The 25,044-nt window shown below is 46.8% G+C and carries 25 protein-coding genes; all 25 read left to right on the top strand.

All coding sequences use genetic code 11. From position 1 onward, the window contains the following. The first annotated feature begins 59 nt into the window (after nucleotides 1-59). On the top strand, nucleotides 60-1,193 hold the full coding sequence (locus tag ACQEXR_RS06825) for a flagellin (RefSeq protein WP_269377877.1): 1,134 nt from the start codon (nucleotides 60-62) through the stop codon (nucleotides 1,191-1,193). Between the two features lie 250 nt (nucleotides 1,194-1,443). Then, entirely contained in the window at nucleotides 1,444-2,577 is a 1,134-nt protein-coding gene (locus ACQEXR_RS06820) for a flagellin (protein WP_269377876.1), read from the top strand. Nucleotides 2,578-2,805: 228 nt separating this feature from the next. After that, nucleotides 2,806-3,939: a flagellin gene (locus ACQEXR_RS06815; RefSeq protein ID WP_331416432.1), complete on the top strand. Its 1,134-nt coding sequence runs from the start codon at nucleotides 2,806-2,808 to the stop codon at nucleotides 3,937-3,939. A 71-nt stretch (nucleotides 3,940-4,010) separates the two neighbouring features. After that, a complete protein-coding gene (flaG, locus tag ACQEXR_RS06810) occupies nucleotides 4,011-4,439 on the top strand; it encodes a flagellar protein FlaG (protein WP_138973734.1) in 429 nt (142 codons plus the stop codon). A gap of 19 nt (nucleotides 4,440-4,458) precedes the next feature. Further along, the gene (fliD, locus tag ACQEXR_RS06805; RefSeq protein WP_138973735.1) at nucleotides 4,459-6,480 is read left to right on the top strand and encodes a flagellar filament capping protein FliD; all 2,022 of its coding nucleotides are present in this window, start codon (nucleotides 4,459-4,461) and stop codon (nucleotides 6,478-6,480) included. Continuing rightward, a complete protein-coding gene (locus ACQEXR_RS06800) occupies nucleotides 6,467-6,790 on the top strand; it encodes a flagellar protein FliT (protein WP_426952053.1) in 324 nt (107 codons plus the stop codon). Before fliD ends, ACQEXR_RS06800 begins: the two co-directional genes overlap by 14 nt. Before the next feature lie 16 nt (nucleotides 6,791-6,806). Next, entirely contained in the window at nucleotides 6,807-7,217 is a 411-nt protein-coding gene (fliS, locus tag ACQEXR_RS06795; protein ID WP_138973737.1) for a flagellar export chaperone FliS, read from the top strand. A gap of 271 nt (nucleotides 7,218-7,488) precedes the next feature. Next, nucleotides 7,489-8,955, top strand: a complete 1,467-nt coding sequence (locus ACQEXR_RS06790; RefSeq protein ID WP_426952054.1) for a sigma-54 dependent transcriptional regulator — start codon at nucleotides 7,489-7,491, stop codon at nucleotides 8,953-8,955. A gap of 122 nt (nucleotides 8,956-9,077) precedes the next feature. Next, nucleotides 9,078-10,139 carry a sensor histidine kinase gene (locus ACQEXR_RS06785; RefSeq protein ID WP_138973739.1) on the top strand — a complete coding sequence of 354 codons (1,062 nt, stop codon included), beginning with the start codon at nucleotides 9,078-9,080 and terminating at the stop codon, nucleotides 10,137-10,139. After that, a complete protein-coding gene (locus ACQEXR_RS06780) occupies nucleotides 10,139-11,539 on the top strand; it encodes a sigma-54-dependent transcriptional regulator (RefSeq protein ID WP_426952055.1) in 1,401 nt (466 codons plus the stop codon). Before ACQEXR_RS06785 ends, ACQEXR_RS06780 begins: the two co-directional genes overlap by 1 nt. Before the next feature lie 98 nt (nucleotides 11,540-11,637). Further along, on the top strand, nucleotides 11,638-11,949 hold the full coding sequence (gene fliE / locus ACQEXR_RS06775; protein WP_269377868.1) for a flagellar hook-basal body complex protein FliE: 312 nt from the start codon (nucleotides 11,638-11,640) through the stop codon (nucleotides 11,947-11,949). A 16-nt stretch (nucleotides 11,950-11,965) separates the two neighbouring features. Beyond that, on the top strand, nucleotides 11,966-13,711 hold the full coding sequence (gene fliF, locus ACQEXR_RS06770) for a flagellar basal-body MS-ring/collar protein FliF (protein WP_426952057.1): 1,746 nt from the start codon (nucleotides 11,966-11,968) through the stop codon (nucleotides 13,709-13,711). Then, a complete protein-coding gene (gene fliG, locus ACQEXR_RS06765; protein WP_269377866.1) occupies nucleotides 13,704-14,759 on the top strand; it encodes a flagellar motor switch protein FliG in 1,056 nt (351 codons plus the stop codon). The genes fliF and fliG overlap by 8 nt, the downstream gene beginning before the upstream one ends. Before the next feature lie 20 nt (nucleotides 14,760-14,779). Next, nucleotides 14,780-15,580 carry a flagellar assembly protein FliH gene (gene fliH / locus ACQEXR_RS06760; protein WP_426952059.1) on the top strand — a complete coding sequence of 267 codons (801 nt, stop codon included), beginning with the start codon at nucleotides 14,780-14,782 and terminating at the stop codon, nucleotides 15,578-15,580. Next, nucleotides 15,580-16,902, top strand: a complete 1,323-nt coding sequence (gene fliI, locus ACQEXR_RS06755) for a flagellar protein export ATPase FliI (RefSeq protein WP_138973745.1) — start codon at nucleotides 15,580-15,582, stop codon at nucleotides 16,900-16,902. Before fliH ends, fliI begins: the two co-directional genes overlap by 1 nt. 5 nt (nucleotides 16,903-16,907) lie before the next feature. Further along, nucleotides 16,908-17,348, top strand: coding sequence for a flagellar export protein FliJ (gene fliJ / locus ACQEXR_RS06750; protein ID WP_138973746.1), 441 nt, complete (start codon nucleotides 16,908-16,910; stop codon nucleotides 17,346-17,348). A 143-nt stretch (nucleotides 17,349-17,491) separates the two neighbouring features. Further along, a complete protein-coding gene (locus ACQEXR_RS06745; RefSeq protein WP_427020002.1) occupies nucleotides 17,492-19,522 on the top strand; it encodes a flagellar hook-length control protein FliK in 2,031 nt (676 codons plus the stop codon). A gap of 35 nt (nucleotides 19,523-19,557) precedes the next feature. Further along, complete coding sequence (fliL, locus tag ACQEXR_RS06740; protein ID WP_427020001.1) at nucleotides 19,558-20,055, top strand: flagellar basal body-associated protein FliL; 498 nt, start codon at nucleotides 19,558-19,560, stop codon at nucleotides 20,053-20,055. Nucleotides 20,056-20,062: 7 nt separating this feature from the next. After that, nucleotides 20,063-21,112, top strand: a complete 1,050-nt coding sequence (fliM, locus tag ACQEXR_RS06735) for a flagellar motor switch protein FliM (RefSeq protein ID WP_269377860.1) — start codon at nucleotides 20,063-20,065, stop codon at nucleotides 21,110-21,112. Between the two features lie 21 nt (nucleotides 21,113-21,133). Continuing rightward, on the top strand, nucleotides 21,134-21,544 hold the full coding sequence (gene fliN, locus ACQEXR_RS06730) for a flagellar motor switch protein FliN (protein WP_138973750.1): 411 nt from the start codon (nucleotides 21,134-21,136) through the stop codon (nucleotides 21,542-21,544). A 13-nt stretch (nucleotides 21,545-21,557) separates the two neighbouring features. After that, complete coding sequence (fliO, locus tag ACQEXR_RS06725; RefSeq protein WP_138973751.1) at nucleotides 21,558-21,962, top strand: flagellar biosynthetic protein FliO; 405 nt, start codon at nucleotides 21,558-21,560, stop codon at nucleotides 21,960-21,962. Further along, nucleotides 21,946-22,821, top strand: a complete 876-nt coding sequence (gene fliP / locus ACQEXR_RS06720; protein WP_331416419.1) for a flagellar type III secretion system pore protein FliP — start codon at nucleotides 21,946-21,948, stop codon at nucleotides 22,819-22,821. The genes fliO and fliP overlap by 17 nt, the downstream gene beginning before the upstream one ends. 13 nt (nucleotides 22,822-22,834) lie before the next feature. Next, the gene (gene fliQ, locus ACQEXR_RS06715; protein WP_138973753.1) at nucleotides 22,835-23,104 is read left to right on the top strand and encodes a flagellar biosynthesis protein FliQ; all 270 of its coding nucleotides are present in this window, start codon (nucleotides 22,835-22,837) and stop codon (nucleotides 23,102-23,104) included. An 8-nt stretch (nucleotides 23,105-23,112) separates the two neighbouring features. Next, the gene (gene fliR, locus ACQEXR_RS06710) at nucleotides 23,113-23,895 is read left to right on the top strand and encodes a flagellar biosynthetic protein FliR (RefSeq protein ID WP_426952062.1); all 783 of its coding nucleotides are present in this window, start codon (nucleotides 23,113-23,115) and stop codon (nucleotides 23,893-23,895) included. Nucleotides 23,896-23,903: 8 nt separating this feature from the next. After that, on the top strand, nucleotides 23,904-25,034 hold the full coding sequence (flhB, locus tag ACQEXR_RS06705) for a flagellar biosynthesis protein FlhB (protein ID WP_427020000.1): 1,131 nt from the start codon (nucleotides 23,904-23,906) through the stop codon (nucleotides 25,032-25,034). Nucleotides 25,035-25,044: the final 10 nt, after the last annotated feature.

Raw genomic sequence — 25,044 nt, 5'->3', positions numbered from 1 at the left:
TAAAGAAAACCTCAGATTGCCGATAAAGAGAGTAACGCGAAAGAGGACAACGCAACTTTATGACAATCACGGTGAATACGAACGTCTCAGCAATGACAGCGCAACGACACTTGTCGAAGGCGACCGAACTGCTGAATCAATCTCTGGAGAGACTCTCTTCAGGGAATCGTATTAATAGCGCTAAAGATGATGCAGCAGGGTTGCAGATTTCCAATCGCCTTGAGTCACAGATGAGAGGATTAGATGTCGCGATGCGTAATGCCAATGACGGTATTTCGATTATGCAGACGGCAGAAGGTGCGATGAACGAAACCACCAATTTGCTTCAGCGTATGCGTGACCTCTCCCTTCAATCCGCGAATGGTTCAAATAGTCGAGCTGAGCGAGATGCCTTGCAAGAGGAAATGAGCGCTTTAAACGATGAATTGAACAGAATCGCCGAAACCACCTCTTTTGGTGGTCGAAAATTACTCAACGGTTCGTTTTCGTCTTCTTCTTTTCAAATTGGTGCCAGTTCAGGTGAAGCGGTACAAGTTTCACTCAAGAATATGCGTTCAGACAGTTTGGACATGGGCGGCTTCAGTTACATTGCTGCAGGTAAAGCAGACCGTAACTGGCAGGTCGCTCAGGGCAATAATAAATTGGTGATGCAATACACCAATGCTCAAGGTCAGCAAGAGACCATCAATATTACCGCTAAAGTGGGTGACGATATCGAAGAACTTGCCACTTATATCAATGGGCAAACCGATAAAGTCTCCGCGTCAGTTAATGAAGAAGGCCAACTGCAAATCTTTATGGCAGGTAAGCAAACTTCAGGAACCGTTTCTTTCTCAGGCAGCTTAGCGAATCAACTCAGCATGAATCTGGCTGGTTATGAAGCGGTTGATAATATTGATATCTCGCAAGCAGGTGGGGCCCAACGCGCGGTATCGATTATTGATACCGCTTTAAAGTATGTTGATAGTCACCGTGCCGAACTTGGTGCAATGCAGAACCGTTTTAACCATGCGATTAATAACCTTTCCAACGTCAACGAGAATCTATCGGCTTCCAATAGCCGAATTAAAGATACTGACTACGCGAAAGAGACAACCCAAATGGTTAAGCAACAGATCTTACAACAAGTCAGTACTTCAATACTGGCTCAAGCTAAACAGCAGCCAAACTTGGCGCTGACGCTATTAGGCTAATTCTCAAAAAAGAGAATATTATCGACAGGCCTAAAAGAAGCTTTAGCGAAAAAATGACTTTTTTTACTCTTTTTATCTCTTAGTCACGTTTTTATCGCCAAATGTATTTTTTTTAAGAAAAAACGAAAAAAATGCTCAAGGTTTTCGAAACCGCGCCGTTAATAAAAGTAACTTTTGAGAGAACTACAAACTTTGGTTTTCCGAGACGTCGGAAACCGGATACATCGGAAAATCAAACGGAGAAATCACCATGGCAGTGAATGTAAATACTAACGTAGCAGCAATGACAGCACAGCGTTACCTAAACAGCGCAAACAACGCACAACAAGTTTCAATGGAGCGTTTGTCATCTGGCTCAAAGATCAACAGCGCTAAAGACGATGCAGCGGGTCTACAAATCTCGAACCGCTTAAACGTTCAAAGCCGTGGTCTTGATGTTGCAGTACGTAACGCTAACGACGGTATCTCTATCGCACAAACGGCTGAAGGTGCGATGAACGAGACAACGAACATCCTGCAACGTATGCGTGACCTATCGCTACAATCTGCGAACGGTTCAAACTCGAAATCAGAGCGTGTTGCAATCCAAGAAGAAGTGACAGCACTTAACGATGAACTAAATCGTATCGCTGAAACTACATCATTCGGTGGTAACAAGCTACTAAACGGCACTTACGCGACTAAGTCATTCCAAATCGGTGCTGACAACGGTGAAGCAGTAATGCTAACTCTGAACGACATGCGTAGTGACAACATCGGCATGGGCGGCACTAGCTACCAAGCTGCGAACAGCAAAGATAAAGACTGGACTGTTCAAGCGGGTGCTAATGACCTAACAATCACTCTGACTGAAAAAGACGGTGCTGAGCAGACAATCAACATTTCTGCTAAAGCTGGCGACGACATCGAAGAGCTAGCGACTTACATCAACGGTCAAACTGACATGGTTAAAGCGTCAGTAAACGAAGATGGTCAGCTACAAGTGTTCGCTGGTAACAACAAAGTTGAAGGTGCAGTAAGCTTTGCTGGTGGTCTAGCGGGTGAGCTAAGCATGGGTGAAGGTAAAGCAGTAACTGTTGATACTATTGACGTAACATCTGTAGGTGGCGCGCAAGAATCTGTAGCGATTGTTGATGCAGCACTGAAATACGTAGATAGCCACCGTGCAGAACTTGGTGCGTTCCAAAACCGTTTCAACCACGCGATTAACAACTTAGACAACATCAACGAAAACGTGAATGCGTCTAAGAGCCGTATCAAAGATACAGACTTCGCGAAAGAGACAACTGCACTAACCAAGACTCAAATTCTGTCTCAAGCTTCAAGCTCTATCCTTGCACAGGCAAAACAGGCGCCAAACTCGGCACTAAGCCTACTAGGTTAATTGAGACCTTGATCAAAAAATCCAGCTTCGGCTGGATTTTTTTGTTTCTACTAACCTATTGATCTCTAAGGTAAATATTACGCCGTGCGTTAAAAGTTTAAAAAAAGGCGAAATTTATTTCTAAAGGTATTTTTTAGCGGGCCGTTAAAGGATTGAGAGAAATGAGATGTATCAAAGCGAGGTGAGAGACGCTGAGATGCATCGCCCTAATGCCTAAGGAGATCAAATATGGCAATTAACGTAAACACGAACGTGTCTGCGATGACTGCTCAGCGCTACCTTAATGGTGCGACTGATGGCATGCAGAAATCGATGGAGCGTCTATCTTCGGGGTACAAAATTAACAGTGCCCGTGATGATGCTGCTGGACTACAAATCTCAAACCGCTTGAACTCGCAAAGCCGTGGCTTAGACATGGCCGTAAAAAATGCGAATGACGGTATCTCTATTGCACAGACAGCTGAAGGTGCGATGAATGAGACAACCAACATTCTGCAACGTATGCGTGATTTGGCACTTCAATCTTCGAATGGTTCTAACTCTCGTTCAGAGCGTATTGCTATTCAAGAAGAAGTAACCGCTCTTAACGACGAATTAAACCGAATTGCAGAAACGACCTCTTTTGGTGGTAATAAACTGCTTAACGGTACATTCGGCAGTCAATCTTTCCAAATTGGTGCGAGCTCAGGTGAAGCTGTTCAACTATCGATGGGGAATATGCGTTCTGACACCATAGATATGGGTGGTAAAGCGTACATTGCTCAAGATGGTAAAGCATCGGATTGGACCGTCTCTTCAGGAGCGACTGATCTTACCCTAGGCTATACTGATGTACATGGTGAGGCAAAAGAGCTCACGATTAATGCTAAAGCTGGCGACGATATGGAGCAGTTGGCAACATACATTAATGGTCAGAGTGAAGATGTAAAAGCTTCGGTAGGTGAAGAAGGTAAACTACAACTGTTTGCTGCTTCGAATAAGGTTGCTACAGATGTCACTATCGGTGGTGGTTTAGGTTCAGAAATCGGTTTCGGTGCTGCTCAAGAGAGAACAGTTGCCGATGTTGACGTTACTTCAGTAGCAGGTTCTCAGCTTGCTGTTTCTGTTATTGATGGCGCTTTGAAAACGGTTGACAGCCAACGTGCTGAACTGGGTGCATTCCAGAACCGTTTTGGACACGCGATCAGTAACCTAGACAACATCAATGAGAACGTTAATGCTTCTCGTAGCCGGATTGTTGATACAGACTATGCGAGAGAAACTACTGCGATGACTAAATCGCAAATTCTTCAGCAAGCGAGTACATCTGTCCTAGCGCAAGCTAAGCAGTCCCCGTCGGCAGCACTTAGCTTATTAGGTTAATCGATAGGTTCGACAGGAGCTTATTGGTACAACATTATGTTGTGACCTGCTAAGGTGGAAGGGAGATCGTTATGGAAATACCATCCTACACATCGAACATCCAGCCTTATGGCTCAGAAAGTGGCACTAAACTTGCTTCTAAGTACGATGGTGTACAGCAAGTTTCCTCGCGAAAGGAGCAGGTCTCTACAACTGAGGTAAGCGAAAAAGCGTCTCAAACTGTTGAAAAAGCCATCGAAGCCTCGCAAGAGAGGGAGAAGCTAAACAGGGCGGAGCGTGAAAGGATTGTTGAGCAGATGAATGATTTCATATCATCTATCAATAAGGGCTTATCCTTTAGGGTGGACGAAGAGTCCGGTAGAGATGTTGTAACGATATATGAAGCGGATACTGGTGATATTATTCGTCAGATACCCGATGAGGAAATGTTAGAGATCTTACGACGCCTAAGGGAACAGACGGCCCGATATTCATCGGGACTTGTTAACCAAACGGTGTAATCGTACTTGAGGTGAGTGAATGAGTTTTGGCCCTATAGGCATGAATTCTGGCATGGATATCAATTCTATGGTCAGCAAAATTGTGGATTCGGAGCGTGTTCCTAAACAGCAACGTATCGACAGTGAGCGGACCCAAATTGATTCCAGTATCAGTGCTTATGGCCGGCTCAGAGAGTCGCTGGATACGATGAAAAACTTGATGGCGAGCTTTCGTCAAGAGAAAGCTTTCGCCGCAAGAACAGTGGCGTCAACAGACGACACTGTTGTATCCGCGACGGCAACCACTGATGCTATCGCTGGTCGATATGCTATCGATGTGTTGCAACTTGCCCAAAGTCACAAAATTGCGTCTGATGTTTTGCCAGAAGATGCGAAATTTGGACCGGGCAAGTTGCAGATTTCACTGGGTGAAAAAAAATTCTCTATTGATGTACAAGAGAATTCTAAGCTCGTTGATATCGTTCGCGGTATCAACGGCAGTAAATCTAATCCAGGTGTCCGTGCGGCAATCATTAACGATGTCGATGGTCCCCGTCTTATTGTTGCCTCGAACGTATCCGGTGGCGACAATGAAATCTCAATGCAAGTGGATGCCCAGCCGGGTAACTCGCTCAAACAACTCGAATACAAAACGCTAGAGCAACGAGTCAAAGATCTTGAACGCGCACGTGCTGCGGCTCAGGAATTGATTGCCCCTCTCACCCCTGCAGAGAAAAAAGTTGCCGATAAAGTCGCTCAAAAAATCATCGACGCGGCAAAACTTGTCGATCAAGAGATTGCCGATACTACAAAGCAAGCGGCAATTAATGCAGATCCCAACGCAGCCAAAGAGGCCACGCCCGATAATGAAATGTCTAAAGCTGCAACGACAGCGGCAGCAAATGCGGGGATTGAGGCAAACAAGTATCTTAAACCAGAAGAGCGTATTCCTGGTTGGAGTGAAACCGCTTCGGGCACTTTGCTCGATTCTTACTGGGAACCAGAACCTCAACTAGATGCGAAAGCGAAAGAGAAAGCGCCAGACGTACCAGGCTGGTCAAACACGGCATCAGGAACCCTAACGGATTCGTACGTCACACCCAAAGAAGCGCAAGCTAAACTGGATGCAGAAAAAGCCCGTATAGAGAAAAAAGTGGCCGATGAACAGTCTGCACTGGCTCAGCGTGTTGCTTCTGGTGAGTTGACGCCTGAACAAGCAAAACAGATGGAACGCGCCAAGTTGCCGCAGGAAGAGCGTGAGTACCTTGAGCGTATCGATCAAGCACAAGCCGATCTCGAGGCAGCGCAACGTTCATTTGATACTTATCGTGGTATGACGGAAGTACAGTCTGCGCAAGATGCAAAAGTGTTACTTGATGGCGTTGCTCAACTTTCCAGCAACAACAACATTATTGAAGATGCAATTGATGGTGTTGACCTGACTCTAAAAGGGCGAACTGAAAAAGGTAAGCCGATTTCCGAAATCGATATTGAGTATGACCGACAAGGCGTACGTGAAGATATTGAACAGTTCGTCGCTGCTTACAATCAGTTCTATCAAGTGACGAAGGAGTTATCGGGTGTTGATCCTCGCACTGGAATGGCAGGGCCGCTGGCCGGCGACAGCATTGTGCGCAGTGCAGATTCGCGTTTGAAAGCCGTATTCTCTTCACGTGTCGAGCCTGCCCCAGAGGATTTAAAAACCCTTACCGAATTTGGTATTACGACGACCAGACAGGGTAATTTGGAAATCAACTACGATATGTTAGATCGTCAGTTGAACAATAACTTTAATAAGCTCGAAGAATTTTTTGGCGGTAATCAGGGATTCGCTAAGAAAGTTGAGGATGCGATTCAAGGTCTGACAGGCGTTACTGGTTCGATTCGTAACCGCGAGCGCAGTATGGTTGAGCGTACTTACCGACTACAAGATGACCAAGCGGCACTTGACCGTCGAATGGATAACTTGGAAAAACGCACTCACGCCAAATTTACGGCAATGCAAGATGCGACCAGTAAGATGCAGTCTCAATTAGCGGGGATGATGAATGCCCTCGGATAGAGACTTTGAGCAACGTCTCAATGAATTATGTGAAGTTGATCAAATAATTAGTGAAGCCCTTACAGCGATTGAACTATCGACTGAAGAAATCGTTAAGCTGGTCGATACAAGGGAACAGATATTGCAAAGTTTATTGGCAGCGATTCATTCGTCTCCAGAACTTGCCAAGTTACAACAGTGGCACGACGCGGTTGAAAGAACGCAAACTGTTGTAGAGTTAATGAGTAGTAAAACTGCTGAACTAGGTGTGGCGCTGCAAAAGTATCGTCACGGTAAACGATCAGTTCAGCAGTATCAAAAATTTTTATAAATTTAAGAGGGTTGTTATGCGTGGTTCACTACAGGCTTACAAGAAGGTATCGGTTGATAGCCAGCTCAGTGCGGCCTCCCCGCATAAAATTGTTCAAATGCTAATGGCTGGCGCTATTGAACGTTTGATTCAAGGCAAAGCGGCGATGCAAGCGGGCAATATTCCTGTCAAAGGCGAGCGCCTAGGTAAAGCGCTGGACATTATTATCAGCCTGCGTAGCTGTCTTTCTATGGATGACGGTGGGGACATTGCTCAAAACTTAGATCAGCTCTATGAGTTTATGATCACTCAGATTACAGATGCGAATCATCGCAATGATCCACAGCCGATTGATGATGTGATTGAAATCATAAGAGAAATTAAGTCCGCATGGGATCAGATTCCAAACGAATATCACAACCTTACCGCGGGTGACGTCGGAATCTAGCGTTAAGCGAATGTTTGCATACGTTTTGTATAGAAATGTGTGATGAATGAAATAATATGACTTATTAGCTTTTGGCTGAACGTCACATCAAGTAATTGCTTGGTTGCCTTATTTTTTTTATCAAATAGAATAGAAGCCACTAACGGACCAGTGGCTTTTTTTGTTGCTGATATTTGTCAATTGTCTGATGTATCTGATCTATAGTTACAAATGGCGTTAGAAATAATTATCCAGCCACAACGTTTTACAATAAAGGCAAACAATCTCACCTATGCAAGGTTTAGCGAAACTACTTGTGATTGAAGATGATGTGCAAGCACGTATCAATCTAAGTAATATTTTAGAATTTGTTGGAGAACAGTGTGAGGCCATCAGTTCTGATCAACTCGATGATCTGGATTGGTCACAAGTGTGGGCCGGCTGTATTCTAGGTTCTCTTAACGACAAAAAGTTATCTACCAAGCTGAGTGACAAGCTATCCAAGGCCAACCATATACCGTTGCTGATTGCAGGAAAGCATTCCTATCCAGTAGAAGATCTGACAAATTATGTCGGCGATCTGGAGTATCCCCTAAATTATCCGCAATTAAGTGAAGCCCTGCGCCACTGTAAAGATTTTCTTGGTCGTAAAGGGGTTAATGTACCTTCTTCGTCACGTAAAAATACACTTTTCCGCAGTTTGGTCGGCCAAAGTCATGGCATCAAAGAGGTTAGACACCTTATCGAGCAAGTCTCAGGGACTGAAGCCAACGTATTGATCCTCGGTGAGTCTGGTACTGGCAAAGAGGTGGTGGCGCGCAATATTCATTACCATTCAGCACGTAGAAACGGACCATTTGTACCGATTAACTGTGGTGCTATTCCGCCAGACTTATTGGAAAGCGAATTATTCGGTCATGAGAAAGGGGCATTTACGGGGGCGATTACATCACGTAAAGGCCGTTTTGAACTTGCTGAAGGCGGAACCCTGTTTTTGGATGAAATTGGCGATATGCCAATGCCTATGCAGGTTAAGCTGTTACGTGTACTTCAAGAGCGTTGTTTCGAGCGCGTTGGCGGTAACACGACAATTCGTGTGGATGTGCGCGTTATTGCTGCAACTCATCGTGATCTCGATACGATGATCAATGATGAGTCTTTCCGTGAAGACCTCTACTACCGACTCAATGTTTTCCCTATTGAGATGCCAGCGTTACGCGACAGAAAAGATGACATTCCGCTGTTGTTGCAAGAGTTGATGACTCGAATGGAGTCTGAAGGTGCTCAGCCTATCTGCTTTACGCCTCGTTCGATTAATTCACTAATGGAACATGAGTGGCCAGGTAACGTACGCGAATTGGCGAATCTGGTTGAACGTATGATTATCCTCTATCCAAATAGTCTGGTTGATGTGAATCATTTACCAACTAAATATCGATACAGCGATATTCCAGAGTTCCAGCCAGAGTACAACAAGATGGATTCGGTTGAAGAGCTAGAACGCGATGCGTTACAGGATATCTTTGCTGAAGATTTTAGCTTTGAATCCAATGACTTATTCCATGACCACGAAAACGCGCCACAAAGTTTACCGCCAGAAGGTGTGAACTTGAAAGAGATGCTTGCAGATCTTGAAGTTAATATGATTAACCAAGCGTTAGAAGCACAAGGTGGTGTGGTGGCACGAGCTGCGGATATGCTCGGCATGCGTCGCACGACTTTGGTTGAGAAAATGAGAAAGTACAATCTACAGCGTTAGTAACGTTTCACTATTGACTGTCAAATTTTCGACCTGACATTAAGGTGTTGAAAAATATATAAAATAGCCTGGCTTGCTTTTTGCATGGCAGGCTATTGTAGTTTTTAAGGCAGAAATACGTCATGCATCCAACTTCTTCAACGGACAATCCAATGCCGTTGGGCACATTAGAACAACAAGTCGAACGCTATCAGCAGGTACTCGATGTTATGCCGGCGGGCGTGATCTTGCTCGATACTCAGGGCGTGGTTCAGGAAGCTAACCCTGAAGCGCAAAGATTGCTAGAGCTTTCACTGGTTGGTGACAAGTGGTTTGAAGTCATTCAACAGGCGTTTGCGCCACGCGAAGATGATGGTCATGAAATATCGCTGCGAAACGGGCGCAAAGTGAGATTAGCGATCTCCGCATCCGCAACGGGGCAGCTCATTCTGATCACTGATTTGACTGAAACGCGTTTATTGCAGGCGCGCGTCAGTGATCTACAACGACTCTCTTCTTTGGGACGTATGGTTGCATCTCTGGCACATCAGGTTCGGACACCACTTTCCAGCGCGATGCTCTATGCCTCTAACCTAGCGGCGCCCAATTTGCCACCAGCAACCAAAGAACGCTTTCAAAGCAAGCTGATGGACAGGCTTCATGACTTAGAAAAACAAGTCAACGATATGTTGCTGTTTGCAAAAGGTGGAGACAATAAGGTTGTTAAACCGTTTACGATTGAACAACTTGTTAGCGAGTTCTCACCTATGGTTGAGACTGCACTTAAAAACAACCAAATCGATTATTATCTTGAAGTCGAGCAAGAGCAGACTCAGTTGCTGGGGAATGCGAACGCGATTGCATCCGCGCTGAGCAATTTGGTCATGAATGCGATTCAGATTGCCGGAAAACAGTCACAGGTCGATGTATTTTTCAGACCAGTGAATGGTGAGCTCAAAATTTCAGTTCAGGACAGTGGACCTGGAGTGCCGAAAGAGCTGCAAAACAAGATAATGGAACCTTTCTTCACTACTCGTTCTCAGGGAACGGGACTTGGGTTAGCTGTCGTACAAATGGTATGTCGTGCTCATGATGGAAGGTTAGAACTCATTTCAGAACAGGGTGACGGGGCGTGTTTTACTATGTGTATCCCGCTTAACGAAAACTCGAATGCTGACCAACAAGCTATGACTGGAGAAAGATAATGGCTCAAAGTAAGGTACTGATTGTAGAAGATGATGAAGGCCTACGCGAAGCACTGGTCGATACGCTAGCTTTAGCTGGCTATGAGTGGCTTGAAGCGGACAGCGCCGAGGATGCCCTAGTTAAGCTCAAATCTAATAATGTCGACATTGTTGTCTCTGATGTTCAAATGGCTGGCATGGGTGGCTTGGCTTTGTTAAGAAGCATTAAGCAGCACTGGCCAAATCTTCCTGTGTTGTTGATGACGGCTTATGCCAACATTGAAGATGCCGTTTCAGCGATGAAAGACGGTGCGATCGACTACATGGCGAAACCTTTTGCGCCAGAGGTACTACTTAATATGGTCAGCCGTTACGCGCCGGTTAAATCCGACGATAACGGTGATGCCGTGGTGGCTGACGAGAAAAGCATCAAGCTGCTGGCATTAGCCGATAAAGTTGCTAAAACCGATGCAAGTGTGATGGTTCTGGGGCCAAGTGGCTCAGGTAAAGAAGTCATGTCACGCTATATTCACAATGCTTCTCTTCGTAAAGATGGCCCTTTTGTCGCAATAAACTGTGCGGCTATTCCAGATAACATGCTGGAAGCGACCCTTTTTGGTTATGAAAAAGGCGCGTTTACTGGGGCGGTACAGGCGTGCCCGGGCAAATTCGAACAGGCGCAAGGTGGAACCATTTTACTTGATGAAATCAGCGAAATGGATCTTAGCCTGCAAGCGAAGCTATTGCGTGTTCTTCAAGAAAGAGAAGTTGAACGTCTGGGTAGCCGCAAGAGCATAAAGCTGGATGTTCGTGTGCTGGCAACCAGTAACCGAGATTTAAAAAGCTACGTCCAAGAAGGCAACTTCCGTGAAGATTTATACTACCGTCTTAACGTGTTCCCAATCGCATGGCCAGCACTGTGCGAACGTCCGGGAGATATCGAGCCGTTGTCAAAGCATCTGATTGAGCGACATTGCCAGAAATTGGGTATGCCAGTACCGACTTTGACTGCAAGCGCGACGGATAAATTGATGTCTTATTCATGGCCAGGGAATGTTCGTGAACTGGATAACGTGATGCAGCGAGCTTTGATATTAAGCGACAACGCTGTCATCGACAGTGAACAAATTCTGTTAGAAGGGCTTGATTGGCAAGATGCGTCGAGTCTGCAAGTGGCCGTTGAAACAGGTGTGTGTCAAGTTCCAGATGTTAAACCGGTTGCAGAAGCGACCAGCAGTTTGGCGTCTGGCTCTGGTTTAGGTGGCGAACTGCGTGATCAGGAATATGCGATTATTCTTGAGGTATTAGAAGAGTGTAACGGCCGTCGAAAAGAAATGGCTGAAAAATTAGGCATTAGTCCACGAACTTTGCGCTACAAGTTAGCAAAAATGCGTGATGCCGGGATTGATATTCCGAACTAACGTGCTATTTTTTGTCAGTCGAATTGACGTGGCACGAGGATTGCAGCGTCATAAGTCCAGCACTATGTTTAGTCAAAGAGTTGACTACTGAGGTTTTGATGAGAATTGATGGTTTTCAAAGCGAAATGCAAGCGATGATGTTTGAAGCGGGCGGCACAAAGCCAGCGGCGACAGGGCAAACTGTAAGCGCAGACTTTGGGCAAATGCTGAATAGTGCCATCAATAACGTCAATGGCCTTTCTAAGACATCTAGTGATTTGCAAATGCGATTTGATCGCGGTGACGCAGATGTGTCTTTGTCTGATGTAATGATCGCTAGAAACAAATCTAGCGTTGCATTCGATGCGACAATTCAAGTACGCAACAAGCTGGTTGAAGCGTACAAAGAATTGATGAATATGCCGGTTTAAGTTTTAGGTAAAGTCTGTGGCAGAGCAAAATCAATCAACCGATCTGGCGTTATCTGATAGCAGTGCTGACAGCACTATGTTAAGTACGTCTGATCTCGATACGGGCATTCAAAACCCCGATTTGGATGAGAAAAGCAGTTCTAAATTTGACATGGCTGTCGGTGATTTAGACCTGCTTCGTCAAGTTGTTCTCGTTCTGTCGATATCGATCTGTGTCGCTTTGATTGTGATGCTGTTTTTCTGGGTTAAAGAGCCAGAAATGCGTCCATTAGGCGTTTATGAAACGGAAGAACTGATCCCAATTCTTGACTACCTAGATCAGCAGAAACTCGATTACCAATTAGATGGCAACACCATTTTAGTTCCTACGAGTGATTTTAACTCGCTTAAACTGGGTATGGTCAGAGCCGGTCTTAACCAAGAGAAACATGCAGGCGATGATATCCTACTGCAAGACATGGGTTTTGGGGTTTCTCAGCGCTTAGAACAAGAACGCTTAAAGCTAAGCCGTGAACGTCAGCTATCTAAGGCGATAGAAGAGATGAAACAAGTGCGTAAAGCACGAGTTCTATTGGCATTACCGAAACAAAGCGTATTTGTTCGACACAATCAAGAAGCGTCAGCTTCAGTATTCCTTACTCTCAAAACCGGAGCTAACCTCAAGCAAGAAGAGGTAGATTCTGTGGTAGACATGGTTTCAAGTGCCGTTCCTGGTATGAAACCGAACCGCATTACGGTTACCGATCAACATGGCCGCCTGCTAAGTTCGGGTAGCCAAGACCCTGCCTCGTCTGCGCGTCGCAAAGAACATGAACTTGAGCGTAAACAAGAACAGGCTCTGCGCGATAAAATTGATTCGATTCTTATCCCAATTCTTGGTTTTGGTAACTATACCGCCCAAGTGGATATCGAGCTGGATTTCAGTGCTGTAGAGCAGACTCGTAAGAGCTTTGACCCTAATACCCCATCGACTCGTAGCGAGTACACACTTGAAGACTACAATAATGGCAACGTCGTCGCGGGTGTGCCTGGTGCTTTAAGTAATCAGCCGCCAGCGGATGCATCAATTCCTCAAGATGTAGCCCAGATGAAAGATGGCACAACACTTGGTCAAGGGTCAGTCCACAAAGAAGCAACTCGTAACTTTGAACTGGATACCACCATAAGTCATGAACGTCGTCAGACTGGAGTGGTCAATCGTCAGACAGTTGCTGTGGCGGTTAAAAATCGCTCAGTGGTCAATCCTGAAACAGGGGAAACCAGTTACCAACCAATCTCAGAGGCTGAGCTAAACTCTATTAGACAGATGCTGATAGGTACGGTTGGCTATAGCGAGGCTCGTGGAGACTTGTTAAATGTCTTGAGTATGCAGTTTGCTGAACCAGAAACAGAAACCATCGCAGATGTGCCAATTTGGGAACATCCTAACTTTAATGACTGGATTCGTTGGTTCGCAAGTGCGTTGGTTATCATTGTGGTGGTGTTAGTCCTTGTCCGCCCGGCAATGAAAAAACTGCTCAACCCTGCGTCTGATGATGACGATCAACTGTACGGACCGGATGGTCTACCTATTGGGGTTGATGGCGAAACCAGCTTAATCGGCGGTGACTTAGATGGTGGTGAGTTGTTTGAGTTTGGCTCAAGCATAGACTTACCTAACCTACACAAAGATGAAGATGTGCTGAAAGCGGTACGTGCTCTAGTAGCAAACGAGCCTGAGCTAGCGGCACAAGTAGTGAAGAATTGGATGCAGGATGCCTAACGAAATAGTTCCACAGGAAGCGGGCGGTGAGGTAGCAGAAAACACCGTGGATATATCAACCATCCCGGGCGAAGAGCGCGCGGCGATTCTATTACTCAGTCTCAATGAGGAAGACGCTGCGGGTATTATTCGCCATCTAGAACCAAAGCAAGTTCAACGAGTGGGTAGCGCTATGGCGCGAGCTTCCGACCTAAGTCAAGAGAAGGTGGGTGCCGTTCACCGCGCTTTCTTGGAAGACATTCAGAAGTACACCAACATTGGTATGGGCAGCGAAGACTTCATGCGTAATGCATTAGTGGCCGCCTTAGGTGAAGACAAAGCGAATAACCTTGTTGACCAAATCCTGTTGGGTACCGGTTCTAAAGGTCTTGATTCATTGAAATGGATGGACCCACGTCAGGTGGCGAGCATTATTATCAATGAGCACCCTCAGATTCAAACGATTGTACTTTCATATCTTGAGCCAGATCAGTCCGCTGAAATTCTTTCTCAGTTTGCAGAGCGTGACCGCCTAGACCTAATGATGCGTATCGCCAACCTTGAAGAAGTTCAGCCTTCCGCACTAGCAGAACTGAACGAAATCATGGAGAAACAGTTCGCAGGTCAAGCGGGTGCTCAAGCTGCCAAGATTGGCGGCCTGAAGGCAGCTGCCGAAATCATGAACTACATGGACAACAACATCGAAGGTATCTTGATGGAGCAAATTCGCGATCAAGACGAAGATATGGCGACTCAGATACAAGATCTGATGTTTGTCTTCGAAAACCTTATCGAAGTCGACGACCAAGGTATTCAGAAACTATTGCGCGACGTTCCACAGGATGCGCTTCAGCGTGCGCTTAAAGGTGCCGATGATGCATTGCGTGAGAAGATCTTCAAGAACATGTCTAAGCGTGCTGCTGAGATGATGCGTGATGACCTTGAAGCAATGCCACCAATTAAAGTGTCTGACGTTGAAGCAGCGCAGAAAGAAGTTCTGGCTATCGCCCGACGCATGGCTGACTCTGGTGAGATCATGCTGGGTGGTGGTGCCGACGAGTTCTTATAATTTAAGTAAGTAGGGTGCCTATGTCTGGGGAACGAAAACGCGGCTTTTTACGTCTTGATAACGACGATTTGGTAGAAAAACCAGAGCGATGGGGTATGCCTGATTACACGGCGCAAACCCATAAACAGGCGAAAAAGACAGCGATGAATTACGATCCTAGCTGGATGCCTATTGCTGAGCCTGTTGCCGAAGAGACGCCGAAAGCGCTAACCGAAGAAGAGATCGAACTGATCAAGCAGCAAGCTTATCAGGAAGGTCTGCACCAAGGCCAGGAAGCGGGCTTTAAGCAAGGCTACGATAAAGGCAAAGAGCAGGGCTTACAGGAAGGTCATCAGGAAGGTCTTGAAGCCGGAAAAATTGAAGGTGTTGCCGCTGGACAAGAGTTTATTCAGCAGCAAGTGGAAACCTTTATTGGCTTAGCCAACCAGTTTGCTCAACCATTGGAGCTGATGAATGCTCAGGTGGAAAAGCAATTGGTCGACATGGTACTTACGCTTGTCAAAGAAGTGGTTCACGTTGAAGTTCAGACAAATCCTCAGGTCATCCTTGATACCATCAAGCAGTCGGTAGAATCTCTACCGATATCTGGCCATGCCATCACCTTAAAACTCCACCCAGATGATGTCGATATCATTCGTTCTTCTTACGGAGAGGAACAACTGAGTTTTCGCAATTGGACTTTAATGAGCGAACCTGCTCTCAATCGTGGTGATGTTCAGATTGAGGCTGGGGAGTCGAGTGTTAATTATCGTCTTGAAGATCGTATTCGCAGCGTAATTCAAAGCTTCTGTGGGGTGAATCGCCACCAAGGTGGTGAGTAGTGCTGGCTCTTGCAGAACGCTTATCTCAATACAAAACCAAAGGCCTGACTTGCCGTCCGGTTGCGTCAGGTAAGTTGGTGCGAGTGGTTGGCCTGACGCTGGAAGCTACCGGATGTAGAGCGCCAATTGGGAGCTTATGTAAAGTTGAGACCATGCACGGCGAAATGGAAGCCGAGGTAGTGGGCTTCTCAGGTGACAATCTCTTCTTGATGCCTAGCGAGCAGATCACAGGTGTGCTCCCTGGTGCTAAAGTGACACCGATGACGAGCGAAACGGGTCTGCCAGTTGGGATGGAGTTGCTCGGTCGGGTTATTGACGGCGTAGGTAACCCACTGGATGGTTTAGGGCCGATCTACACCGAAAAACGCGCCTCCTTCAATGCGGATCCGATTAACCCATTAGCACGTAAACCGATTTCTGAACCTCTTGATGTCGGCATCAAAGCCATTAATGGATTACTCACCGTTGGTAAAGGCCAGCGTATCGGTCTATTTGCAGGTTCCGGTGTCGGTAAGTCGGTGACACTAGGTATGATGACGCGAGGCACAACGGCTCAAGTTGTCGTCGTGGGCTTGATTGGTGAGCGTGGACGAGAAGTTAAAGAATTCATCGAAGAAATCCTCGGTGTCGATGGTCGACAGCGCTCTGTCGTTGTCGCTGCGCCAGCCGACTCGTCTCCACTAATGCGTTTGAAAGGGTGTCAGACCGCGCTAACCATAGCTGAGTACTTTCGTGATCAGGGCTTAGACGTCCTGTTGCTGATGGACTCACTAACCCGTTTCGCGCAGGCACAACGTGAAATCGCTTTATCGGTAGGAGAACCTCCGGCAACCAAAGGTTATCCACCTTCCGTGTTTGCCAAATTACCTGCTTTGGTAGAGCGAGCGGGTAACGGTAGTCCGGAGCAAGGCTCGATTACCGCATTCTTTACCGTTCTGACCGAAGGGGACGACTTACAAGATCCAATCGCAGACGCCTCACGAGCCATTTTGGATGGTCACGTGGTGTTGTCGCGTGAGATGGCGGATGCAGGGCACTACCCAGCGATTGATGTTGAAAAATCGGTCAGTCGTGTAATGCCACAGATCACCTCCGAAGAACATGTCCTAATGTCGAAAGCGGTGCGCCAAGTTCTCTCTATCTGTCGTAAGAATCAAGACCTAGTATCGATTGGTGCATACAAGCCGGGTACCGATCCGGCGATTGATGGTGCGTTCACTCTCAAGCCTAAGCTTGATATTTACTTGCAACAAACAATGAAAGAGACCGTACCTTATGACATGTGTATCAATATGCTACGTGGTTTGCTGCAGGGTGATTAACGCTTATGGATAATGCACTGGAGTTTTTGTTAGAGCAGGCCAAAGAGCGCGAAAACCAAGCAGTATTGGCGTTAAACCAAGCTCGCAATGAGCTTGAAAGCTACTATCAGCAGCTCGAGCAAATTGAAAAGTATCGCCTTGATTACTGTCAGCAGTTGGTTGACCGTGGACAACAAGGTTTGACCGCTAGTCAGTACTCGCATTTAAACCGTTTTTTAACCACTTTAGATGAGACCTTGTCTAAGCAGAAGCAAGCCGAGTCGCATTTCAAAGGCCAGGTTAATAACTGCGAGCATAACTGGTTAGAGAGCCGAAAGCAGCGTCGTTCATACGAGTGGCTTATTGAGAAAAAACAAACCGAAAAGCAGCGTCTGCAAAATATCAGGGAGCAAAAGCAGATGGATGAATTTTCTACCCTTCAGTACTCACGTCGAATTTCGAACTAACCTCTCACTTCTGTGAGCGAAGTCATTCTTTGCTTATCGTTGGCGTGTTTCTTGCAGATATCTATTCCAACTTGTATGCAATGAATCGGCGTCTTTGCCGCGTAGAGCCTTCTCGGCGTGAAGCAACTGAGAGTGAACCTGGTATGAATATCAATTTATCATCGGTATCGGAAAGTCCAAAAGTGACTAAGACCACCACTGACGGTGGTGACGCGAGTGTCGAAAGCTCCGAGTCTGGCGGTTTCTTTGCCAAATTAGCGGCGTTAATAAAAGGTGAGACTAGCACCAAAGAGAGCGCAGGTAAGGTAGAGGGCGCAGAGGCCAGTGCCGAGCAAGCATCGGTATCTAAAGGTGAGTCGGGCGTTAGCGACGTAAAAGCGCAAGCGACAGAGAGCCAAAGTGTCGATGAACTTCTCGTGTCTGATGAAAGTGAGGCGGAAGACGCTGACACAGCTAGGGTCACGAAAGGCGTTGCTCAAAGTGCCAAGCCTGAAAGCTCACAACAAGACGAAAACTCTCATTCAGCGGCGAAAATTGTCTCTGAAAATGACGAAGTATTGCAGCGACTTGATACTGCGAATAAAGCGCTACAACCGGCTGACGGCAAAGAGTTGCCACAGGATCAGATTGATACTCAACACCATGTCTCACAAAAAATCTCGACTGAAGAAGAGCAACAAAACGTCTCTTCTGACGCCACTAAAGTGACTGCAACTGACAGCCAGTCTAGACAAGAGGTGGCCCCGAGTGGTGAACCAACCTCAAAAGTCAGTGACAGTGATAGCCTAAAGCAGCAAGTTGTTATGAAGGCGGATGGGGAAGACGTTATCGTACCCGCTTCAGCACAAAAATTTATTCAGCAAGACAGTCAAGTAGTTGCTGACGAAGAGAACAGCAGTCAGTTGGCGCAACAAGCCGCAGTGTTAAGTGCCTCTGTTGCAAAGGTTAACAAAGACAACGCGTTACCACAGGAAACGGCAGAACTGTCCGCGGTTGCTCTTGATGAGACAGCGCTCAGCACAGAAGTCACGACGAAACAGAGCCCAGCAGACGGCTCTGAAGAAGAAAATGATGCCTCAGCTAATGATGTGGGGCTAGCGGCAGGGGCTATTGCTGCTAGCACAGTGGCGGCGACCAAGGTGACAGATAAGCCAAGTAAATCTTTAGCCACCGCACTAGACAGTGCACAGCCAAGCAACCAAGTGATGATGTCTGCGAGTGATGTGGCCAGTGAAGCACCGGCGGATGTAACCATTGCTGCCGCGGCTGTTACGGCAGGGGCGATTCCTTGGGCTTCCACCAATGAACCCGCGTTAACTGATGAAGTGTCGATCAAGCCAGAAACGCCACCAAAAGCGCAACAAGCGGCGGTGGCTCAGTCGGTTCATCAGGCACTTACCACACAGCAAGCTCAAGCCCAAATGGCCCAGACAGCGGCACAAATGTCGCAACAACAATCCGCTGTTTCTGCCATGCCAACGGACTTGATGGCAAGCCAGATGCAACAAGTGGCAGCAACGCCTCACGCGGCGCTTACACAGGATCAGGCAGTGCTTAAAGCGGCACTGGGTGCAAAAGCGGCAGGTTCGCTCGGTAAGCTGGTCGGCGGTAAAGATGGTGGTCAGCCCGCCTCGGAGTCGAGTTCGGCTTTTGCTCAGCAACTCGCGCAGGCATCGGGGCAGCAAGGCCCTAACTCGTTAGGTCAGATACGCGCAGAGCAAGCGGCGGCACAAGTGCCATTGCAACTGACGCGAGAAATGGCTGGAGAACAAGTGGCAGAGCGAGTTCAGATGATGATGTCGAAAAACCTAAAGAACATCGACATTCGCTTAGATCCTCCTGAGTTGGGTCGTATGCAAATTCGTATGAATATGAATGGAGATGCGGCCACGGTTCATTTTACCGTCGCCAATCAGCAAGCTCGCGATGTGATTGAACAATCAATGCCAAGATTACGTGAGATGCTTGCCCAGCAGGGTGTACAATTAGGTGACAGCTCAGTTCAGCAGCAGGCTTCCGGTCAGCAGCAGAGACGCTATGCAGATAACGGACAGGGTAATTCTGGTCAGGGAAGCAGCGGTCAGGGCTTGTTTGGTGAAGAAAACCTTGAACCAGACATCAATCTTGATTTGAATGTCGCTGCAAAGCGTGATGGAATTAGCTATTACGCTTAAACTGTAAAAAACAAAGAGATAGAGAACGTTAAGTTATGGCAGTTGAAGAAATCGAAACGGAAGCGCCCAAAGGCAAAGGTAAGCTGATCATTATCATCATTGCTGCCGTGGTGTTACTCGCGGGTGGCGGTGGTGCTGCATTTTTCTTGATGGGTTCGGATGATTCTGCGGAAACCGCTCAGACCACCCAGCCGCAAGTGGCTGCGCCTGTCGATCCTGTCGCTTACGTTAATATTCCCCAACCGTTTTTATTTAATGTCACAGGCGACAAAAAAGATCGCTTAGTACAGATTAAGGTACAGTTGATGGTTCGTGGTTCAGAGAACGAAAATCTCGCCCGCTACCACTCTCCTCTGATTGAAAGTTCATTATTGAGTACGTTTGCGTCGGCGACCGTTGAACAATTGCGTACTGCCAATGGCCGTATCGAACTGCGAGAAAAAGCGACCGACGACATTAAAGCAAGCTTGAACCGCGCGGTAGGTCAACCAGTGATTGAGCGTGTGCTATTTACCGATTTTGTAATGCAGTAGGTGATGCGTGACTGATCTATTAAGCCAAGACGAAATTGATGCCCTGCTCCACGGAGTCGATGACGTTGATGATATAGAAGACGAATCGCCCGAGTCAGATGCCAGTGCTGTAGACTTCGATTTCTCCTCGCAAGACCGCATTGTTCGTGGTCGTATGCCAACGCTCGAATTGATCAATGAGCGTTTTGCCCGCCATTTGCGGATTAGTCTGTTTAATATGCTAAGGAAGACGGCAGAAGTCTCTATCAACGGCGTTCAGATGATGAAGTTTGGTGAGTACCAAAATACGCTGTATGTGCCTACCAGTCTTAATATGGTGCGCTTTAGACCGTTGAAAGGTACGGCGCTGATTACCATGGAAGCACGTCTAGTCTTCATTCTAGTAGAAAACTTTTTTGGTGGTGATGGTCGCTTCCATGCCCGTATCGAAGGTCGAGAGTTTACACCGACCGAGCGTCGAATTGTGCAGCTATTGCTGAAGATCGTTTTTGAAGATTACAAAGAAGCTTGGTCTCCAGTCATGGGGGTCGAGTTTGAGTACCTCGATTCGGAAGTGAACCCGAGTATGGCTAACATTGTTAGCCCGACAGAGGTGATCGTCGTCAGTTCATTCCATATTGAGGTTGACGGTGGTGGCGGTGATTTCCACGTGGTTATGCCGTACTCGATGGTTGAGCCAATTCGTGAGTTGCTCGATGCCGGTGTTCAATCTGACAAAATGGAAACAGACGTTCGTTGGAGTACGGCGCTTCGTGAGGAAATCATGGATGTGCCAGTCAACTTCCGTGTCGATTTACTAGAGCAAGATATCTCATTGCGTGACTTGATGGAGCTACAACCGGGTGACATCATCCCGATCAATATGCCAGAACACGCTGTGATGTTTGTTGAAGAACTGCCAACATTCCGAGTGAAAATGGGGCGCTCAGGTGAGAAATTAGCAGTTCAGGTATCAGAGAAAATTAAACGCCCTGATGTGGTTAAAACGGATATCGCCTTCCTCGGAAAAGATGTTATTTCTGAGTTAGAAGAAGACGATGGCGAAATCGAAGATTAAGAGAATAAATAGGTAACAGGTATGGAACCGAGTGACGACCAAAAACTGGCGGACGAATGGGCTGCGGCATTAGGTGAAGATCCGAATGCGCCAGATATTGATGTAGATGAAGTGATGTCCGCTCAGCTTGATGAGTTAAAGGACACTTCTTCGCCAATCTCAGACGATGAGCGTCGCAAGCTGGATACGATCTTAGATATACCAGTGACGATTTCCATGGAAGTGGGTCGCTCTCAAATCAGTATTCGTAACTTACTCCAGTTAAACCAAGGTTCGGTTGTTGAGCTAGAGCGCTTGGCGGGTGAGTCATTAGATGTACTGGTGAATGGCACCCTAATTGCGCACGGTGAAGTGGTTGTGGTTAACGATAAGTTTGGTATTCGTTTGACCGATGTAATCAGCCAGACAGAGCGCATCAAGAAACTGCGATAATGTTAGGTAACGTATGACTTTCAAAGTTAGAGAGTACTTACTTTACTCTCTCAGTGTACTTTCTCCTTCCGCACTGGCTGCCGCTCCAGGCAGCCAACTAGACTGGGCGACCACTTTTGGGTCGCTCGTGTTCGTTGTGGCCTTTATTTTGTTGCTAGCTTGGCTATTGAAACGTATGCGAGTCCCCGCATTGATCAATCAGAAAGGTCTGAGCGTTGTGCGCCAAATTGCGGTTGGGCATCGAGAAAGGATTGTGATTGTTCAAGCGGGTGAAGAGCAGTTTTTAGTGGGGGTGACGCCTCAATCGATTCAACTTATCTCAAAGCTGGATAAACCTTTGTCTCAGGAGGAGATGGCTAACGGTCCGTTTGCAAGTCAACTGACTCAGCTGTTGAAGAAGAATGATAAAAACAACTAATTTGGCGACCATTGTTCTGACGTTTGTACTGGCCCTTTTTTCTGGGTTAGCGTTAGCGCAGCAAGAGATAGATACCTCGATTCCTGCCAATATCGCTCCGAGTGACTCGGTGACCGTAACGGCAATGGAGAAAGAGCAGGGCGCGTCTAAAACCATCTCAACCGGAAGTTTTACAGGCGGTGGTGGCGGAATTCCAGCCTTTACCATGACCACTAATGCGGACGGCAGTGAAGACTACTCAATCAACTTGCAAATCTTAGCCTTGATGACCATGCTCGGCTTCCTGCCAGCCATGGTTATTTTGATGACGTCGTTCACGCGTATTGTTGTGGTGATGTCTATTTTGCGTCAGGCCATGGGTTTGCAACAGACACCATCGAACCAAGTGATCATAGGTATCGCCATCTTCCTAACCTTCTTCATCATGTCGCCAGTACTGAGCAAGATTAATGATGATGCGATCCAGCCTTACATCAATGAGCAGATAACCGCGCGACAAGCGTTTGACTTAGCTCAAACGCCAATGAAAGACTTTATGCTCAAGCAGACTCGGGTAAAGGACTTAGAAACCTTCGTCAATATCTCTGGTTCGACAGCGACAGCGCCGGAAGATGTGTCAATGGCAGTATTAATCCCAGCTTTCATCACCTCAGAACTCAAAACTGCATTCCAAATTGGTTTTATGCTGTTCTTACCGTTCTTAATCATTGACCTTGTGGTGGCTTCGGTTCTGATGGCAATGGGTATGATGATGCTATCGCCAATGATTGTCTCGTTACCTTTTAAATTGATGCTGTTCGTGTTGGTCGACGGCTGGAACCTGATATTGTCGACGTTAGCCGGCAGTTTCGCTTTGTGACGGGAGGAAGCCAATGACTCCTGAAATGTTTGTCGAGCTGTTTCGTGAATCGCTATGGATGGTTCTCATCATGGTGTGTGCGATCATTATTCCCAGTCTACTGATTGGTTTAGTGGTCGCTATCTTTCAAGCCGCAACGTCCATTAACGAACAAACACTGAGCTTCTTGCCACGTTTGATTGTGACACTACTGGCTTTGATGCTGTTTGCTCACTGGATGACGCAGATGCTGATGGAGTTTTTCTTTAGCATGATCGAGCGTTTACCCCAGGTTCTCTACTAGGTCTGACTATGGAGTATCCGACTAGCCTAGTTTTAGATTGGATCGCCAATTACTTTTGGCCCTATACCCGCATTGCTGCCATGCTGATGGTGATGTCGGTGACGGGAGCGCGATTCGTGTCTACTCGGGTACGTCTCTATCTAGGTTTAGCGATCACTTTTGCGGTGATGCCAGCTATCCCCGCGGTACCAGACAATATTGAACTAGTCTCTTTTGCGGGTTTTATGACTTTGCTAGAACAGATCATTATCGGTGTCGCGATGGGGACTGTGACTCAATTTATGATTCAAACCTTTGTTATTCTTGGTCAGATCCTCGGTATGCAGGCGAGTTTGGGTTTTGCCTCAATGGTTGACCCAGCGAACGGTCAAAACACCCCATTGCTTGGTCAATTGTTTATGTTCCTTGCAACCATGTTTTTCCTCGCGACCGATGGTCATCTCAAAATGATAATGCTAGTGGTGATGAGTTTTAAATCCATCCCAATTGGAACGGGTTCATTAACGACTGTGGATTTTAGAGAACTGGCGTTATGGCTTGGAATCATGTTTAAAGTCGCGCTGAGTATGTCATTGTCTGGAATTATTGCGCTGCTAACGATCAACTTATCCTTCGGCGTGATGACACGTGCTGCCCCGCAGTTGAATATTTTCTCGCTCGGCTTCGCTTTTGCTTTGATGGTGGGTCTATTGATTTGTTGGTACATCATCGCCGGACTCTACAACCACTATGAGCTATTCTGGTTACAAGGTGAACAACAGATCTGTTCCTTTATCAGGCTGAATTGTTAGGAGGCTGAATGGCAGAGTCAGACGGTCAAGAACGCACAGAAGACGCCACGCCCAGGCGCTTGCAACAGGCTCGAGAAAAAGGGCAGGTTGCAAGGTCTAAAGAATTGGCGTCGGTTTCAGTACTGGTAATTGGTTCAGTTGCACTGATGTGGTTTGGAGAGAGCTTAGCTCGCGCTCTATTTACGGCTATGGGGCGGTTGTTTACGTTGTCACGTGAAGAGATATTTGATCAGGTTAAGCTGTTCGATATTGCGCTCGGATCATTATCGAATCTGATTCTTCCCCTTCTGTTGATCCTGATAACACTATTTGTGGCTGCGCTGGCTGGAGCCGCAGGGGTCGGTGGCATCAACTTTTCAGTTGAAGCGGCGATGCCGAAGTGGTCGAAGATGAATCCACTGAGTGGCCTCAAACGAATGGTCGGCCTGCAAAGCTGGGTAGAACTGATTAAGTCTATTCTCAAAGTAGCTTTAGTGTCTGGGATGGCCTTTTATCTCATTAATGCCGCCAAACAAGATTTGTTCCAACTCAGTATGGATGTTTACCCACAGAACATCTTTCACGCGCTCGATATCCTGCTTAATTTTATATTGCTGATTAGCTGTACCTTGTTGCTGGTGGTAGCGATCGATATCCCATTTCAGATTTGGCAACACGCCAACCAACTTAAAATGACCAAGCAAGAGGTTAAAGACGAGTACAAGGAAACAGAGGGTAAGCCGGAAGTGAAAGGCCGTATTCGTATGCTCCAGCGTGAAGCTGCTCAACGACGTATGATGGCCGAAGTGCCTCAGGCTGATGTAATCATCACCAACCCGGAGCATTTCTCTGTGGCATTGCGATATAAACAAGATAGTGACCGAGCGCCAATCGTTGTGGCGAAAGGTACGGATCACATGGCGCTCAAGATTCGTGAAGTGGCACGTGAACACGATATCTACGTGATTCCAGCGCCGCCTCTTGCACGTGCTCTATACCATTCAACCGAATTAGAGCAGGAAATACCGGATGGCTTGTTTACTGCGGTGGCACAAATTCTTGCCTACGTATTCCAATTGAAACAGTATCGAAAACGCGGCGGACACAGGCCAAATCTTAAAACCTCCGAGCTACCTATTCCTCCAGAACTGAGAAAATAGCAGGTTAGAA

The organism is Vibrio sp. TRT 2004 (assembly GCF_050113735.1).
In the GTDB taxonomy this organism is placed as follows: Bacteria; Pseudomonadota; Gammaproteobacteria; order Enterobacterales; family Vibrionaceae; genus Vibrio.
This window is presented reverse-complemented; position numbering and strand designations above follow the sequence as displayed.

What these genes read in the sequence shown, in the direction of transcription:
- ACQEXR_RS06825 (WP_269377877.1), top strand. Translation starts at nt 60, where the DNA reads ATGACAATCACGGTGAATACGAACGTCTCAGCAATGACAGCGCAACGA.
- ACQEXR_RS06820 (WP_269377876.1), top strand. Translation starts at nt 1,444, where the DNA reads ATGGCAGTGAATGTAAATACTAACGTAGCAGCAATGACAGCACAGCGT.
- ACQEXR_RS06815 (WP_331416432.1), top strand. Translation starts at nt 2,806, where the DNA reads ATGGCAATTAACGTAAACACGAACGTGTCTGCGATGACTGCTCAGCGC.
- flaG (WP_138973734.1), top strand. Translation starts at nt 4,011, where the DNA reads ATGGAAATACCATCCTACACATCGAACATCCAGCCTTATGGCTCAGAA.
- fliD (WP_138973735.1), top strand. Translation starts at nt 4,459, where the DNA reads ATGAGTTTTGGCCCTATAGGCATGAATTCTGGCATGGATATCAATTCT.
- ACQEXR_RS06800 (WP_426952053.1), top strand. Translation starts at nt 6,467, where the DNA reads ATGCCCTCGGATAGAGACTTTGAGCAACGTCTCAATGAATTATGTGAA.
- fliS (WP_138973737.1), top strand. Translation starts at nt 6,807, where the DNA reads ATGCGTGGTTCACTACAGGCTTACAAGAAGGTATCGGTTGATAGCCAG.
- ACQEXR_RS06790 (WP_426952054.1), top strand. Translation starts at nt 7,489, where the DNA reads ATGCAAGGTTTAGCGAAACTACTTGTGATTGAAGATGATGTGCAAGCA.
- ACQEXR_RS06785 (WP_138973739.1), top strand. Translation starts at nt 9,078, where the DNA reads ATGCATCCAACTTCTTCAACGGACAATCCAATGCCGTTGGGCACATTA.
- ACQEXR_RS06780 (WP_426952055.1), top strand. Translation starts at nt 10,139, where the DNA reads ATGGCTCAAAGTAAGGTACTGATTGTAGAAGATGATGAAGGCCTACGC.
- fliE (WP_269377868.1), top strand. Translation starts at nt 11,638, where the DNA reads ATGAGAATTGATGGTTTTCAAAGCGAAATGCAAGCGATGATGTTTGAA.
- fliG (WP_269377866.1), top strand. Translation starts at nt 13,704, where the DNA reads ATGCCTAACGAAATAGTTCCACAGGAAGCGGGCGGTGAGGTAGCAGAA.
- fliH (WP_426952059.1), top strand. Translation starts at nt 14,780, where the DNA reads ATGTCTGGGGAACGAAAACGCGGCTTTTTACGTCTTGATAACGACGAT.
- fliJ (WP_138973746.1), top strand. Translation starts at nt 16,908, where the DNA reads ATGGATAATGCACTGGAGTTTTTGTTAGAGCAGGCCAAAGAGCGCGAA.
- ACQEXR_RS06745 (WP_427020002.1), top strand. Translation starts at nt 17,492, where the DNA reads ATGAATATCAATTTATCATCGGTATCGGAAAGTCCAAAAGTGACTAAG.
- fliL (WP_427020001.1), top strand. Translation starts at nt 19,558, where the DNA reads ATGGCAGTTGAAGAAATCGAAACGGAAGCGCCCAAAGGCAAAGGTAAG.
- fliN (WP_138973750.1), top strand. Translation starts at nt 21,134, where the DNA reads ATGGAACCGAGTGACGACCAAAAACTGGCGGACGAATGGGCTGCGGCA.
- fliO (WP_138973751.1), top strand. Translation starts at nt 21,558, where the DNA reads ATGACTTTCAAAGTTAGAGAGTACTTACTTTACTCTCTCAGTGTACTT.
- fliP (WP_331416419.1), top strand. Translation starts at nt 21,946, where the DNA reads ATGATAAAAACAACTAATTTGGCGACCATTGTTCTGACGTTTGTACTG.
- fliQ (WP_138973753.1), top strand. Translation starts at nt 22,835, where the DNA reads ATGACTCCTGAAATGTTTGTCGAGCTGTTTCGTGAATCGCTATGGATG.
- fliR (WP_426952062.1), top strand. Translation starts at nt 23,113, where the DNA reads ATGGAGTATCCGACTAGCCTAGTTTTAGATTGGATCGCCAATTACTTT.
- flhB (WP_427020000.1), top strand. Translation starts at nt 23,904, where the DNA reads ATGGCAGAGTCAGACGGTCAAGAACGCACAGAAGACGCCACGCCCAGG.